The sequence below is a fragment of the Streptomyces sp. TRM49041 genome (assembly GCF_008271805.1).
Lineage (GTDB): Bacteria > Actinomycetota > Actinomycetes > Streptomycetales > Streptomycetaceae > Streptomyces.
On sequence record NZ_VSRY01000152.1, the window covers coordinates 148,703 to 162,671 of the forward strand.

Annotated in this window: 13 protein-coding genes; 6 read left to right on the top strand and 7 right to left on the bottom strand. The window is 72.5% G+C overall.

Annotation, left to right across the window (positions count from 1 at the left end):
• Positions 1-427 precede the first annotated feature (427 nt).
• Positions 428-1,459: a winged helix-turn-helix domain-containing protein gene (locus tag FVS66_RS23700; RefSeq protein ID WP_187645664.1), complete on the top strand. Its 1,032-nt coding sequence runs from the start codon at positions 428-430 to the stop codon at positions 1,457-1,459.
• Here the strand turns inward: FVS66_RS23700 and FVS66_RS23705 are convergent.
• Entirely contained in the window at positions 1,429-2,589 is a 1,161-nt protein-coding gene (locus FVS66_RS23705; RefSeq protein ID WP_149183209.1) for an alkaline phosphatase PhoX, read from the bottom strand. The two genes, FVS66_RS23700 and FVS66_RS23705, sit on opposite strands and share 31 nt — an antisense overlap.
• Positions 2,590-3,077: 488 nt before the next feature.
• On the opposite strand from FVS66_RS23705, the gene FVS66_RS23710 reads away from it, so the two are divergent.
• Positions 3,078-3,500 carry a VOC family protein gene (locus tag FVS66_RS23710; protein WP_262387166.1) on the top strand — a complete coding sequence of 141 codons (423 nt, stop codon included), beginning with the start codon at positions 3,078-3,080 and terminating at the stop codon, positions 3,498-3,500.
• 108 nt (positions 3,501-3,608) lie between these two features.
• Here FVS66_RS23710 and nirD read toward each other — a convergent pair whose 3' ends face one another.
• The 3 genes from nirD to FVS66_RS23725 are packed head-to-tail and all read right to left on the bottom strand — an operon-like array spanning position 3,609 to position 7,685.
• The gene (nirD, locus tag FVS66_RS23715; RefSeq protein WP_149183211.1) at positions 3,609-3,944 is read right to left on the bottom strand and encodes a nitrite reductase small subunit NirD; all 336 of its coding nucleotides are present in this window, start codon (positions 3,942-3,944) and stop codon (positions 3,609-3,611) included.
• Positions 3,941-6,463 carry a nitrite reductase large subunit NirB gene (nirB, locus tag FVS66_RS23720; protein ID WP_149183212.1) on the bottom strand — a complete coding sequence of 841 codons (2,523 nt, stop codon included), beginning with the start codon at positions 6,461-6,463 and terminating at the stop codon, positions 3,941-3,943. Before nirB ends, nirD begins: the two co-directional genes overlap by 4 nt.
• Before the next feature lies 1 nt (position 6,464).
• Positions 6,465-7,685, bottom strand: coding sequence for an FAD-dependent oxidoreductase (locus FVS66_RS23725; protein WP_187645665.1), 1,221 nt, complete (start codon positions 7,683-7,685; stop codon positions 6,465-6,467).
• Between the two features lie 190 nt (positions 7,686-7,875).
• Here FVS66_RS23725 and FVS66_RS23730 point away from each other — a divergent pair, with 190 nt between their 5' ends.
• The gene (locus tag FVS66_RS23730) at positions 7,876-8,655 is read left to right on the top strand and encodes a TSUP family transporter (RefSeq protein ID WP_149183214.1); all 780 of its coding nucleotides are present in this window, start codon (positions 7,876-7,878) and stop codon (positions 8,653-8,655) included.
• Between the two features lie 96 nt (positions 8,656-8,751).
• Here the strand turns inward: FVS66_RS23730 and FVS66_RS23735 are convergent, their stop codons facing one another.
• Both FVS66_RS23735 and FVS66_RS23740 read right to left on the bottom strand, forming a co-directional pair.
• Positions 8,752-9,387, bottom strand: a complete 636-nt coding sequence (locus FVS66_RS23735) for a class F sortase (protein ID WP_149183215.1) — start codon at positions 9,385-9,387, stop codon at positions 8,752-8,754.
• Positions 9,388-9,519: 132 nt separating this feature from the next.
• Positions 9,520-10,086: a hypothetical protein gene (locus FVS66_RS23740; protein WP_149183216.1), complete on the bottom strand. Its 567-nt coding sequence runs from the start codon at positions 10,084-10,086 to the stop codon at positions 9,520-9,522.
• Between the two features lie 215 nt (positions 10,087-10,301).
• On the opposite strand from FVS66_RS23740, the gene FVS66_RS23745 reads away from it, so the two are divergent.
• The 3 genes from FVS66_RS23745 (at position 10,302) to FVS66_RS23755 (ending at position 11,833) form a co-directional block, all read left to right on the top strand.
• A complete protein-coding gene (locus tag FVS66_RS23745; protein ID WP_149183217.1) occupies positions 10,302-10,898 on the top strand; it encodes an NAD(P)H-dependent oxidoreductase in 597 nt (198 codons plus the stop codon).
• Between the two features lie 192 nt (positions 10,899-11,090).
• Positions 11,091-11,408, top strand: a complete 318-nt coding sequence (gene cutA / locus FVS66_RS23750; RefSeq protein ID WP_149183218.1) for a divalent-cation tolerance protein CutA — start codon at positions 11,091-11,093, stop codon at positions 11,406-11,408.
• The gene (locus tag FVS66_RS23755; protein ID WP_149183219.1) at positions 11,405-11,833 is read left to right on the top strand and encodes a gamma-glutamylcyclotransferase family protein; all 429 of its coding nucleotides are present in this window, start codon (positions 11,405-11,407) and stop codon (positions 11,831-11,833) included. The genes cutA and FVS66_RS23755 overlap by 4 nt, the downstream gene beginning before the upstream one ends.
• On the opposite strand, the gene FVS66_RS23760 is transcribed toward FVS66_RS23755, so the two are convergent.
• Positions 11,793-13,874: a molybdopterin oxidoreductase family protein gene (locus FVS66_RS23760; protein WP_149183220.1), complete on the bottom strand. Its 2,082-nt coding sequence runs from the start codon at positions 13,872-13,874 to the stop codon at positions 11,793-11,795. The genes FVS66_RS23755 and FVS66_RS23760 overlap by 41 nt on opposite strands.
• Positions 13,875-13,969: the final 95 nt, after the last annotated feature.

Below are 13,969 nucleotides of genomic sequence, written 5' to 3' on the forward strand. Positions count from 1 at the left end.
TCGTCCCCGCGGGAATTGTAGGTTCCTGTTGAATCAAGGTGAAGCAAGGCGGATTGAATTCTTCGCAAGTTGAAGAGCGGACTTTTTACCGAAGGTTGACATCCCGTCAATTCCGGCCCTTGTCAGAGCAAACAACGGGCGGAGCGCGGCCACCGGATCCCCACCCGCCGACCGCGCCCCATTACCCCTGCCAGACAGGAGAGCCGCAACCTTTCAGGCCCGCCGCCGGGCGTGAGAAGCCCCCCACGGTCTTCCGACACGCCACCTCGGTCCTGAAGGTTTCCTGTCCGACGGCGTACAGCTTTTCGTTTCCCGGCCTCCCCCCGCGACGCGTTTCAAGTGTGGCTGAAATGCCGTGGTAACAACCTGTGATGGCATGCATACTCATCGGTGGGGGGTGATTGCGGATGCAACAGGTGGGGGTTCAGTGCTTCGTATACATTTCACCGGCGCGGATCTCGCCGGGGTGCGGATGGCGGCCCGGCCCGACGTGCTGTGGGAAACGATTCTCAGCTTTCACCGTTTGCGCGACCGGCGCGGCGCCCTGGTCTACGGGGAATGGCGCTCCGAAACGCGGACGCGGTTGAACGGTGAAACGCGACTGCTGGGCGCGCTCGTCCCGGCCCGCGGATATTTCCCGGACTTCCTGACGCCACCGCAGGGCCTGCACGGCCTCGACACGGCGCTGGAAGCCGTACGTGCCACAACGCCCGCCCGGCTCCACACGGAGCTGGGCCTGCTGTCCGCCGAGCGCCCGGCGGCCGCCCCGCTGCCCTCCTGGACGGCGGCCCTCGCCGAAGGTCGCCCCGAGCCGCTCAGCCGCCTCCTCGGCGCCCTGCGCGGCTACCACGGCGCGGCCATCGAGCCGTACTGGACGTACATCCAGGCGCGCGTGGAGGCGGACCGGGCCGTGCGGGGACGGGCGCTGCTCGACGGCGGCGCCGAGGAACTGCTGGCCTCCCTGCCGCCGATGCTCCGCTGGCACGCACCCGTCCTGGAGGCCGACTACCCGGTCGACCGGGACGTACGGCTCGACGGGCGCGGGCTGCTGCTCCAGCCGTCCTACTTCTGCCGGGGCACCGCCGTGATGTACCGGGACCCGGGGCTGCCGCCGGTCCTCGTCTACCCGGTCACGCACACCGAGCCCCCGGCCGCCTCCGGGGAACCCGGCGGGGCGCCGCTCGGGAAGCTCGTCGGCCACACCCGGTCCGCCGTCCTCAAGGCCATCGGCCCCGGCGGCACGACCAGCGAACTGGCCCGCCGCGCCGGGGTCTCCCTCGCCTCGGCCAGCCAGCACGCGGGCGTCCTGCGCGAGGCCGGCCTCGTCGTCACGCTGCGCCAGGGCAGCTCCGTGCTGCACACCCTGACGCCACTGGGCGCCGCCCTGCTGCACGGCGGCGCCCAGCCGGTAAGGGAGCGGCAGCGCCGCTACGCCCGGAACGGCCCCGTCACCTCGTAGGTGATGCCGCCCGACGAGCTGCCCGTGGTGCCGCGCTGGCTGGAGAAGTACAGCCGCTTGCCGTCCGGCGAGAACGCCGGGCCGCAGATCTCGGAGCCGGACTGGTTCTCGATCCGCAGGAACCGCGCCACCACATCGTCCGGCGTGATGAGGCAGATCTCCATGTCGCCGCCGTCCTCGGCGACGTACAGGTCGCCGGAGGACGCGCCGGTGACGTTGTCGACGCCGGTCAGCGGGGCGCCGCCGCCCGACACCAGCGAGTCGTCGTACGCCAGCTCATAGGTGTTGCCGCTGAGGTTCAGCTGCCAGACGCGGTTGTCGCCCTTGGTGGTGAACCAGACGGTTCCGTCGGCGTAGTGGCAGCCCTCGCCGCCGTTGAACCGCTTCGCACCGGACACCTGCTTGCGGGTAGCGGTGGGGGAGCCGTCGGGGTCGGGCACGGTCGCCCAGGTGAAGCCGCCGGACGTGCCCGAGCCCGCCTTGAGGACCTGGAGGGTGCCGGACGACAGGTCGCCCCAGGTGTGCGGGACGAACCGGTAGAAGCAGCCGTCCGACGCGTCCTCCGTCAGGTAGACCACCTTGCGGACCGGGTCGGCGGCGGCCGCCTCGTGGTTGAACCTGCCCATGGCGGCACGGCGGACGGCGGGCTGCACCCCCCACGGGTCGGTCTCGTACACGTAGCCCGAGCTGACCTCCTCGCAGGAGAGCCAGGTGTTCCACGGAGTGGCGCCGCCCGCGCAGTTGCGGTTGGTGCCGGAGAGGATCCGGTACGCGCCGGTGACGGAGCCGGACGAGTCGAACCTGATCGCGCTCGCCCCGCCCGTGCTGGAGATCTCGGAGTTGGAGACGTAGATCCAGCCCGAGCCGTCGGCGAAGCAGGCGCCGCCGTCAGGGGCGTTGTGCCACTTGTAGGAGGTGGAGCCCACGTTCTGGCCGGAGCGGGCTATGACCCGGCTGGTGAAGCCGGCCGGGAGCCGGATCCCGTTGGCGTCCGCCGCGCCGAGCGCTCCGTACGGACCGGGGCCGGGCTGGGCCGGGGCCGCGTAGGCCGCGCCCTGCATCAGCGTGTAGCCGAAGGCCGCGGCCGTACCGCCCGCGACCGCTCCGCGCAGGAAACTACGACGTTCCACTTGATCACTCCAGAGGGGATCGTGACCGCCCCGCCGCACCGGTCGGCGACGGGGTCGCGCGCTGCTGGAACCTAGGAGGCGCGGATTGACGGTGCGTCAACGGCCGGTGAAGTGGAAGAGGAGTGCGGAGGTCGGCTGCTGTCGGCCCTCCAGGAGCGCCTTGAGCCTGTCCGGCCGCCCGTCGCCGGTGTCGGACAGACGGAGATCCGGCTGGTCGCTCCGGCGTGGCGGTGACCTTCGGGCTCGCGGACACCCGCCGGTCGCCGTCCGAGGACCGGCCACCTCGCCGGTGGCGTCCGCAGCGCGTCGCCCGACGGCTTCTCGGCGATCATCCGGCCGGCGGGCTCATGCCGCCGAGGCCAGGCCGGACGGGCCTGCCCCGCAACGCGGAGAATTTCTTCGGAGACGGCGATGAGTTCCGCCCGGGCCCCCGGTCTACCCCTGCGTAAGCGACCACACCGAAGCCACACCACATGGGGAGACCCGCCATGACCGCTCAGATGATCTTCGTGAACCTGCCCGTCAAGGACCTGGAGGCAGCCAAGGCGTTCTGGACGAAGCTCGGCTTCTCCTTCAATCCGCAGTTCACCGACGAGAACGCCGCCTGCCTGGTCTTCAGCGACACGATCTTCGCGATGCTCCTCACCGAGCCGTACTTCAAGAACTTCACGAAGAAGGAGATCGCCGACTCGTCCGCCACCACGGAGGCCATCGTCGCGCTGAGCGCCGAGAGCCGCGCCAAGGTCGACGAGCTGGCCGACGCCGCCCTGGCGTCCGGGGGCTCCCCGGCCAACGAGCCGCAGGAGTACGGCGACTTCATGTACAGCCGGTCCTTCCAGGACCCGGACCACCACATGTGGGAGGTCGTGTGGATGGACGTCGCCAAGATGCCGGAAGAGACCCAGAGCTGACCGGGGCGCCGTGAGGGCCGGGCGGATGTGTGCCCGCCCGGCCCCGGCCGCTCAGAGCCGTACGGCGCTCGGCCGGATACGGCGGCTCCGGCTCCGCCGGGTGGGCGGTCAGGCCGTACGGACCGGGTACACCGACACCGCGACCTCGTCGTCGTCCAGGCAGCGGCCGGTCTCCAGGTCGAAGCGCTGCTTCAGCAGCGGCGAAGCCACGTACGTCCGGCCGTTCGCCGAGCCGATCAGGCCCCGCGACAGGACCTGGGCCCCGGTGAACGGGTCGCGGTTGTCGATCGCGTACAGCCGCCCCGACCGGTCCCGGAAGAGCGCCGCCTGCCGGCCGTCCGGCAGCAGGGCCGCCATGCCCCTGCCCGGCACCAGCACGTCCGGGTCACAGACCGGCAGCCATTCGCCGTCGTCGCTTCCGTCGTGGGAGAGTTCCAGCTTCATCGGGCGGACACTCCTTCCAGGGTGAGAATCGTCAGGTCGGGCTTGATCTGGCCGCGCTCGGGCACGAACTGCACCGTCGGGTCGGGCGCGTCGGGGGCGTTCACGAAGGACACGAACCGCGCGAGCCGCTCGGGGTCTTCCAGCGTCTCGGCCCACTCGTCCCGGTAGTTCGCCACATGGCGGACCATCAGCTCGTCGAGCTCCTCGCCGATGCCCAGCGAGTCCTCGACGACGACCTCCCGTACGTGGTCGAGACCGATCCGCTCCACCCAGGGAGCCGTACGCTCCAGGCGCTCGGCGGTGCGGATGTAGTACATGAGGAACCGGTCGATCAGCTGGATCAGCCCGTCGTCCGACAGGTCCTTCGCCAGCAGGTCCGCGTGGCGCGGCGTCGCGCCGCCGTTGCCGCCGACGTACAGGTTCCAGCCGTTCGCCGTGGCGATGATGCCGAAGTCCTTCGACTGGGCCTCCGCGCACTCGCGCTGGCAGCCGGACACCGCCGACTTCAGCTTGTGCGGCGCCCGCAGCCCCCGGTAGCGCAGCTCCAGGTCGATGGCCATCCGTACCGAGTCCTGCACGCCGTACCGGCACCAGGTCTGCCCCACACAGGACTTCACGGTCCGCAGGGCCTTGCCGTACGCGTGCCCCGACTCGAAGCCCGCGTCCACCAGCCGCGCCCAGATCGCCGGCAGCTGCTCCACACGCGCGCCGAAAAGGTCGATCCGCTGACCGCCGGTGATCTTCGTGTAGAGCCCGTAGTCCCGTGCGACCTCGCCGATGACGATCAGCTTGTCCGGAGTGATCTCCCCGCCGGGGATACGCGGCACGATCGAGTACGAGCCGTTCCGCTGCATGTTGGCGAGGAAGTGGTCGTTGGTGTCCTGGAGCGCGGCCTGCTCACCGCCGAGGATGTAGCCGTTGGAGAGGGACGCCAGGATCGAGGCGACCACGGGCTTGCAGATCTCGCAGCCGTCGCCGCCGCGTGCCTCCTCGCGCCCGTACCGGTCGAGGAGCTCGGCGTACGAGGTGATCCGCAGCACCTGAACGATCTCGTACAGGTCCTGGCGTGTCTTGCCGAAGCAGCCGCACAGGCCGCCGTCTCCGCTCTTCGGCAGCAGCTGCTGGATGACCTTGACGCAGCTGCCGCAGCCCGTGCCGGCCTTGGTGCACTTCTTCACCTCGGGCAGCGTGGTGTGCTCGCAGATCGCGCCCTTGGAGACGTTGTGGCACGAGCAGATCACCGCGTCGTCCGGCAGCGACTCCGGGCCCAGCGCGACCGGCGCGCCCGCGCCCGCCGGCAGGACCAGCTGCTCGGGGGAGACCGGCGGCACCGACCCCGTCATCGGCCGCAGCATCCCGTACGCCTCGGCGTCACCGACGAGCACACCGCCCAGCAGCGCGCCCTCGGGGGAGACCACGAGCTTCTTGTAGACACCGGCCCGCGAGTCCGAGTAGACGACGTCCAGGCAGCCCTCGGCCGTGCCGTGCGCGTCACCGAACGACGCCACGTCCACACCGAGCAGCTTCAGCTTGGTGGAGGTGTCGGCGCCCGTGAACGACGACTCCTGCTCGGTGATCGCGTCCGCCGCCGTCAGCGCCATCTCGTAGCCCGGCGCCACCAGCCCGTACACCCTGCCGTCCGCCGCGAGGGCGCACTCGCCGATCGCGTAGACGGCCGGGTCGGACGTACGGCACTGCTCATCGACCGCGATACCGCCGCGCTCGCCGACCTTCAGGCCGCAGTCGCGGGCCAGCTGGTCGCGGGGGCGGACACCGGCCGAGAACACCACCAGGTCGGTGGCGAGCTCGGAGCCGTCGGACAGCTTCATCCCGGTGACGGCGCCGTCGTCGCCGACGGTGACCTCCTGAGTGCCGACGCCCGTGTGGACGGAGAGGCCCATGCCCTCGATGGTGCGCAGCAGGGCCGCGCCGCCGCCCTCGTCCACCTGCACCGGCATCAGCCGGGGCGCGAACTCCACGATGTGCGCGTCGAGGCCCAGGCCGTTGAGCGCGCCCGCCGCCTCCAGGCCGAGCAGGCCGCCGCCGACCACGGCGCCGGTCTTCGCGTCCTTGGCGTACTCCTCGATGGCGAGGAGGTCCTCGATCGTCCGGTAGACGAAGCAGCCCGTGGCGTCCTTGCCGGGGACCGGCGGCACGAACGGGTACGAGCCGGTGGCCAGGACCAGCGTGTCGTACGCGACCGTCCTCCCGGACCGGGCCGTGACCGTGCGGGCCTCGCGGTCCACCGCGACCGCCGGGTCGTCCGTGTAGAGCTCGATGCCGTGCTCCGCCATGAAGCCCTCCGGCACCATCGACAGGTCGTCGGGCGTCCGGCCGGAGAAGTACGAGGTCAGCTGGACCCGGTCGTAGGCGGGCCGGGGCTCCTCGCACAGGACGACCACGCGGGCCCGCTCGGTCACACCACGCTCGGCGAGGGCCTCCAGGAAGCGCTGGCCGACCATGCCGTGGCCGACGAGGACGATGGTGGGCGTGTTCGCAGCCCCGGGCGTGTTCGGCATGTCAGGAGCCTCCGTCATGAGTCAACAGGTGGAGCAGGGGCGCGTCCGGGAGGGCCTCGTCGCCCTCCCACGCCCGGGCGAGCGTGCCGACCGCGGCGAGGTCGCCCAGCAGGACGCCGCCGACGAGCCGGTCGCCCCGGACGACGACCTTCCGGTACGCGCTGCGCGTGGCGTCGGCCAGTTGCACGGTGTCGTCGCCCGGCTGGGGCACCGCCTCGCCGAACGCCGCGAGTTCCAGGGCGTCCAGGCTGAGCCGGGTCAGCGCCCGCGTGCCCCGGTAGGCGGCGGTGCCCCCGGTCAGCACGTCCGCCAGCGCGTCGGCCTGTTCCAGGGCGGCCCCGGCCAGGCCGTAGAGCCGGCCGTCGTGCTCGGCGCAGTCGCCGACAGCGTGGATGTACGGGTCGGAGGTTCGCAGCTGGTCGTCGACGACGATCCCGCGCCGCACGTCCAGGCCCGCCTCCAGGGCGAGACCGACGCGCGGCCGCACCCCGCAGGCCAGCACGACGAGGTCCGCGTCCAGGACGAACCCGTCGGCCAGTTCGACCGCCGTCACGGCACCGTCCGCGACCTTCAGACCGCGCACCCGGCACTCCGTGTGCACCTCCACGCCGAGGCCGGCCAGATGGCCGCGGAGCAGCTCCGAGGCGTCGGCGTCCAGCTGGCGCTCCATGAGGTGCTCGCCCTGCTGGGCCAGCATCACCTCGGCGCCCCTGGCCGCCAGCGCGCGCGCCGCCGACACGCCCAGCAGGCCGCCGCCGATCACCACGGCGCGGGCCCCGGGGCGTACCAGCGTGTCGAGCGCCAGGCAGTCGTCGAGCGTCCGGAACGCGTACACACCGGAGGGCAGCCGGTCGCCGTCGGCGCCGCCGGGCAGGGCGCTGCCGGGCAGGCCGCCGCCGGTGAGGCCGCGCAGCGGGGGCAGCACCGGGTTGGAACCGGTCGCCAGGACCAGCCGGTCGTATGCGACCCGGGTGCCGTCCGCGCAGCGCACCTCGCGGGCCTCCCGGTCGATGCCGGTGACGCGTACCCCGCGCCGCACCGGCTCGCCCCGGGGCGCGGGGAGGGCGATCACCTCGGGCCCGTACCGGCCGGCCAGGACGTCCGCGAGCAGCACCCGGTTGTACGGGGCGTGCGGCTCCTCGCCGAGCAGGGTGACGGGCAGCCGCTCGGCGAGGCGCGCCCCTGCCGTTCCGCCGCCTACCACCACGATCCGTGAACTCATGTCCAGCAGCGTGCGTCGTCGGTGTTACCCGGCGGGATCCCGTTTGTTTCACGCGGGGAAAGCTGACCTCAGCGGGAACGGGTCCGGGCGGTGAGGGGGAGCGGCCCTGGCCGGGGCCGGACCTCAGACGTACCTCAAGTCTTCAGTGATTCATGGACGCACCATCCATTCCGTTCATAGGGTCATGGGCATGCCGGACATCTCGCTGACCACGCTCGTTCTGCTCTGCCTGGCCGCGCTGCTGGCCGGCTGGATCGACGCCGTGGTGGGCGGCGGCGGGCTGCTGCTCCTGCCCGCGCTGCTGCTGGGCGTTCCACAGGTCCCGGCCGCGCAGTGCCTGGGTACGAACAAGGCGGTGGCCATCGTCGGCACGACCGGCGCGGCCGTCACATACGTCCGCAAGGCCCCGGTCCGGGTCGGGACGGCCGTACGGATCGGGCTCGCAGCGCTCGCCGGGTCGATGGGCGGGGCCTTCTTCGCGGCGGGGATCAGCAGTGACGTACTGCGGCCGGTGATCCTGGTCGTGCTGCTGGGCGTCGCGGCCTTCGTGCTCCTGCGCCCGTCTTTCGGCACCGGCCCGGCGCCGGAGGGCACCGTGCGGCGTGCCCGCGTGGTCGCGGCGATCGTGCTGGTGGGCGGAGGGATCGGGTTCTACGACGGGCTGTTCGGGCCGGGCACCGGCACGTTCCTGGTGCTGGCCCTCACGGCGGTGCTGCACCTGGACCTGGTGACCGCGTCGGCCACCGCCAAGGTCGTCAACGTGTGTACGAACGCGGGGGCGCTGGCGATGTTCGCCTACCAGGGGAACGTGCTGTGGCGGCTGGCCGCGCTGATGGCGGTGTTCAACCTGGTGGGCGGCACGCTGGGGGCGCGGATGGCGCTGCGGAAGGGCGCGGAGTTCGTCCGTGGGGTGCTGCTCGTGGTGGTGTTCTCGCTGGTCGCGAAGCTGGCCTTCGACCAGTGGGCGTGACGGGGCCGCGCGCCCGGACCGGCGCGGCGGCGAGGCGGGACCGCGTGGCGGGACCGCGTGGCGGGGCCGCGTGGCGGGGCCGCGTGGCGGGGCCCGTCAGCGCGCGCCGATGAGGTGGGCGTACGCGACGACGTTCCCCTGGTAGCCGGTCTTCGGTGAGAAGCCGCCGCCGCAGGTGATCACGCGCAGCTCCGCGCGGTCGGCCCGGCCGTACACCTTGTCGTCCGGGAACGCGTCGTTGTCGTACACCTCGACCGCGTCGACCGTGAACACGGCGGTCCGCCCGTCCTGCCGGTTCACCTCGATCCGGTCGCCCTTCCGCAGGGCGCCCAGCGCGTAGAACACGGCCGGGCCCTGGGCGTTGTCGACATGGCCCGCCATGATCGCCGTACCCCTGGAGCCCGGCGGGGTGCCGTCCTTGTACCAGCCGGCGACGTTGCGGTTCCCGGCGGGTGGTACGTCGAGGCTGCCGTCCGGGGCGAGGCCGAGCCGGATGACCGGGGCGTCGACGTCGATCCGGGGTATGCGGACGCGTATGGGCGCGGACGGCGCGAGCGGCTCGGCGGCCGCGGACGTGTGCCAGCCGGGCCCCGCGGCGAACGCCTCGGCGGCGGACGGGACCGGCGGGGTCACGTCCCCGGAGCCGCTCTGGACCAGCCACAGGCCGACGCATGCCGCGACGGCTATGCCCCAGCCCTTGCTGCGGGCCTGGGTCTCGGTGGGGCTGCTCATACGGGTCGTCCTCCGTACGTGCTCCGCCAAGGGGTCTCCCCGCCCGCGCCGCGGTCTCGGGGTCACGCGGCGGGGGCGGGGAGGTATGAGGGGGCGGGGGTGTCGTCCGGTGCCGGGGCGGGCGTACCGGCCTCAGCCGCCGTGGTTTCCGTTCGCCCGGCGGCGCAGCAGCCACGCCCCACCGCCCGCGGCCGCAGCGAGCACCGCCACGCCCGCGGCGATCCGGGTGGTGTCCGGGCCGACGCTGCCGCCGACTCCCGTCTTCACATGGCCCTGCGGGCGGTCGTGCGGCGGGTAGTGGGGGGTGGGCTGATGCTGGGTCGGGTGGCGGGTGGGGTCCTGGCCCTGTCCGACGACCAGGTCGCCGGTGGCCGTCTTGCCGTTGTCGCAGGCCACGCCGATGCTGTAGGTGCCCGGCTTGGTGTGCTTCGGCACCTTGAACTGTCCGGTCACGACCTTCTTGTCGGTGCCGGGCCGCAGCTTGAACTCGCCCGCGCCGAGTGCCTCCGCGTCGCCCACGCCGTGGCCGTTCGGCCCGCACGCCCAGGTGCTGACGGTGACGGTCGTGCCCGGTGCGGCGGTGGACGGGGACACCTCCAGCGCCTCGAAGTCACCGGCGTACGCCGCCGGCGCGACGAGGGCGCCGAGGCAGACGGCCGCGAGCGCGGTACCGGTCAACGAGCGGGCAGTGGTGCGCATGGGTTCCTCCGGGTCGCGCTACGAGCAGGTGTCCTGTCTCCGAGGTAAGGCGGCACTTTGGTCCGCCGCCTGCTGATGCCCCATCAGCTCCACTGCCGTCCGGCCGTATCTCCGCAGCTCAGGGCGGTGACGCGTGGTCGTCCCGGATGAATTCCGAACGGGTGAAGAGGTGCGCGGTTGACCTCAAGCTTGGTTGAGGTGTGAGTCTCCTCGGCATGGAACTCACCACGCCTGAGAAGCCCCTGACCCTCACCGTCGTCCTCGGCAGCAACCGCGAGGGCCGCTTCGCGCCCACCGTCGCCGACTGGTTCCTCTCCCTGGTCCGCGAGCGCACCGACTTCACCCTCGACGTGGTCGACCTGGCCCGGACGGACCTGCCGACCTCGCTCTCCTTCAACCCGGCCCCGGCCGTCCGTACCGAACTCGCCCAGGTCAGCCCCCGGCTGGCCGCGGCCGACGCGTTCGTCGTCCTCACCCCCGAGTACAACCACTCCTACCCGGCGTCCCTCAAGAACCTCATCGACTGGCACTACGGCGAGTGGCAGGCCAAGCCCGTCGGATTCGTCTCGTACGGCGGGGTCTCCGGCGGCCTGCGCGCGGTCGAGCACCTGCGCCAGGTCTTCGCCGAGCTGCACGCCGTCACCGTCCGCGACACGGTCTCCTTCCACAACGCGGGCGGCCTCTTCACCGACGACGGCACCCCCAAGGACCCGTCCGGCCCCGAGGCCGCCGCCAAGAAGCTGCTGGACCAGCTCGCCTGGTGGGCCGATGCCCTCCGCACCGCCCGCACCGCCCACCCCTACGCGGCCTGAGGGGCGCCCGCCGTGCTGCTACGACTCCTCGCCACCCTGTTCCTCCCGACGCTCGACGCCGGCCTCGTCGACAACGGCGTCCTGCGCGGCGACGAGGCAGCGGCGGCGGCATGACGGGAAGCCGGCGCCCGGCGGGGCCACCGGTGCGATGCTGGTGGGGAGCCGGGCGTCGTCGACCCAAGGAGTACGAGCGTGATCCAGGCCCTGACCGTACGGACCACCACCGACAGCGCCGCGAAGGCCGAGGCGCTGGCACGGGGCGGGGTGGAGGAGCGGCTCGCCGCGTGTGCGCAGGTTTCCGGGCCGGTGACCTCCGTCTACCGGTGGCAGGGCGCGGTCGAGACCGCGCGGGAGTGGCAGGTGCTCTTCAAGACGGCGGAGAGCCGGTACGACGCGCTGGAGGCGTACATCCGGGAGTACCACGACTACGACACACCGGAGATCATCGCGACAGCGGTGGTGCGGGGCAGCGCGGGCTATCTGGAGTGGGTCGCCCGGGAGATCGCATGAGTGAGCTGCCGATCTTCGTCTACGGGACGCTGCGGCCCGGCGCGTACAACCACGACCGGTTCCTGAAGGGCCGCACCGGCGCCGAGGAGCCCGCACGGCTGCCGGGTGCCCTGCTGCACGACGGGCCCGGCTATCCGTACGTCGCGCGCGGGGACGGCGAGGTCGTCGGTGACCTCGTGCACGCCGCCCCCGGCCGCTACCGCGAGCTGCTCTCCGTACTCGACCGGCTGGAGGACTTCCTCGGGCCCGGCCACCCGCTCAATGTGTACGAGCGGGAGGCCCGCGACGTCGTCCGGGTGCGGGACGGGAGCGCCGTGCGCGCGTGGGTGTACGTCGCCGCGCCCCGCACCGAGCTGGGCGCGCCCGTTCCGGGTGGGGACTGGCTCAGTCGCCGGCCGGTTCGAGGCGTACCGCGCACGTCTTGAACTCGGGCATCCGGGAGGTCGGGTCGAGGGCCGGGTTCGTGAGCGTGTTGGCGCGGCCCTCGCCCGGCCAGTGGAACGGCATGAAGACCGTGTCGGGGCGGATGGTGGCCGTGATCCGGGCGGGGGCCACGGCACGGCCGCGCCGCGACACCACCGCGACCGGCTCGCCCTCCGCCACGCCCACCCGCTCGGCGAGCCGCGGGTGCAGCTCCACGAACGGCCCCGGCGCGGCGGCGGTCAGTTCCGCGACACGCCGGGTCTGGGCACCCGACTGGTACTGGGCGACCACGCGGCCCGTCGTCAGCACGACCGGGTACTCGTCGTCCGGCTCCTCGGCCGCCGCGCGGTGCGTGACCGGCACGAAGCGGGCCAGGCCGTCAGGGGTGGCGAACCGGTCCAGGAAGAGGCGCGGCGTACCCGGGTGCTCCGGGTCCGGGCACGGCCAGAAGACGCCGTCCTCCTCCGTGATGCGCCGGTAGCTGATGCCCGAGTAGTCGGCGGCGCCGCCCGCCGAGGCGCGGCGCAGCTCGTCGAAGACCTCCTCCGGGTCGGTCGGGAAGCCCTTCTCCCAGCCGAGCAGCCCGGCCAGCGCGTTCATCACCTCAAGGTCGCTGCGTACTCCGTCGGGCGGGGTGATCGCCCGGCGGCGCAGCAGCACCCGGCCCTCCAGGTTGGTCATGGTGCCGGTCTCCTCCGCCCACTGCGTCACGGGCAGCACGACATCGGCGAGCGCGGCCGTCTCGGAGAGCACGACGTCGGCCACGGCCAGGAAGTCCAGGGACTTCAGCCGCTCCTCGATGTGCGCGGCGCGCGGCGCGGACACGACCGGGTTGGACGCCATGACGAGCAGCGCCTTCACGTCCTGGCCGAGCGCGTCGAGCAGTTCGTACGCGCTGCGCCCCGGGCCGGGCAGCGTGTCGGGGTCGACGCCCCACACGCCGGCCACATGGGTGCGGGCCTCGGGGTCGTCCAGCTTGCGGTAGCCGGGCAGCTGGTCGGCCTTCTGACCGTGCTCGCGCCCGCCCTGCCCGTTGCCCTGCCCGGTCAGGCAGCCGTACCCGGAGAGCGGGCGGCCGGCGCGGCCGGTGGCCAGGCACAGGTTGATCCAGGCGCCCACCGTGTCGGTGCCCTTCGACTGCTGCTCGGGGCCGCGCGCGGTGAGCACCATGCCGTTCTCCGCGTCGCAGAACATCCGCACCACCTCGCGCAGCTGCGGCACGGGCACGCCCGTGATGCGCTCGACGAGCGTCGGCCAGTGGGACATGGCGGCGGCACGGGCGTCGGCCCAGCCCGTCGTACGGCTCTCGACGAACTCCTCGTCCACGCGGCCCTCGGCGACCACGAGGTGGAGCAGCCCGAGCGCGAGCGCGAGGTCGGTGCCGGGGCGTGGCGCGATGTGCAGGTCGGCCTGCTCGGCGGTGCGGGTCCGGCGCGGATCGATGACGATCAGCCTGCCGCCGTTCTCCTTCAGCTCAGTGAGGTAGCGGAGCGCCGGCGGCATGGTCTCGGCCAGGTTCGAGCCGACCAGGATGACGCAGCCGGTCCGAGGGATGTCCTCCAGCGGGAACGGCAGCCCCCGGTCGACACCGAACGCCTTGATGCCCGCCGCCGCGGCGGACGACATGCAGAAGCGGCCGTTGTAGTCGATCTGCGAGGTGCCCAGGGCCAGCCGGGCGAACTTGCCGAGCGTGTACGCCTTCTCGTTGGTGAGCCCGCCGCCGCCGAACACACCGACCCCGTCGGGCCCGTACGACTCACGGGTGCGCCGCAGTCCGTCGGCGACGGCTCGCAGTGCCTCCTCCCAGGTGGCCGGTTCGAGCCCGCCTGTGGCGTGGCGTCGGATCAGCGGCCCGGTCAGCCGGACCTGGGAGGAGAGCACGGCGGGTGCGGTACGTCCCTTACCGCACAGGGCACCCCGGTTGACGGGGAAGTCCGTGCGCTCCACGACATCGACACCGCCGTCCTCGGCGGGCCGTAGGTTCATCCCGCACTGAAGGGCGCAGTACGGGCAGTGCGTGGAGGTGGTGGCGGCGGCGAGCATGCCATCGAGCGTGCGACGCGTGTGTTACACGCGGGCTCCCGCCGTATTACGCCGGAGGTACTTCGTGCTCCGGTTCCGTGTCCGGAAGGCGTGAG